This is a genomic window from Mesotoga sp. UBA5847 (genome assembly GCF_002432735.1).
In the GTDB taxonomy this organism is placed as follows: domain Bacteria; phylum Thermotogota; class Thermotogae; order Petrotogales; family Kosmotogaceae; genus Mesotoga.
In genome coordinates this window covers 86,492-86,876 of sequence record NZ_DJGL01000079.1, presented here as the reverse complement: position 1 = coordinate 86,876, position 385 = coordinate 86,492, and the positions used below count along the sequence as shown (strand labels likewise).

The 385-nt window shown below is 57.1% G+C and carries 1 protein-coding gene; it reads right to left on the bottom strand.

What is annotated here, in order from left to right; all coding sequences use genetic code 11:
- Window positions 1–201: 201 nt before the first annotated feature.
- A partial coding sequence (locus B3K91_RS09805) for a hypothetical protein (RefSeq protein WP_292594947.1) occupies window positions 202–385 on the bottom strand: 184 nt, incomplete at its 5' end.

The window sequence follows — 385 nt, the reverse complement described above, 5'->3', positions numbered from 1 at the left end:
TTCTTTGACAAAGAATGAAAAAGAGCGTTGAAGGCATGTCCAGGGTTTTGGCTTTTCACAGCGTAGAACGGGTTTTCTGCTCTTAAGCGTGCAGCGGCTCTTTCAGCGACCAGCGGGTCCTCGCTCTTAAGCGCACAGCGGGATCTTCGGTGGACGGTGGACCGTTGACGGTTGACCTGAGAGGCTTCCTGCACAGCAGCATCACTTCCCGACGAAGTCGGCCTCGCCTCTTGCCGAAGGCAGCAATGCGTCCCCGGATGCTCTTCCGGGCATAGCGACCTGGCAAGATCTTCGCCAGCCTTGCGTCCCGCCGAAGGCGGCATTGCGTCTTACTTCAGCAGTGACTGGCTTTTCTCTCGCCTTCTCGTCAGCATAGCGAACGTCT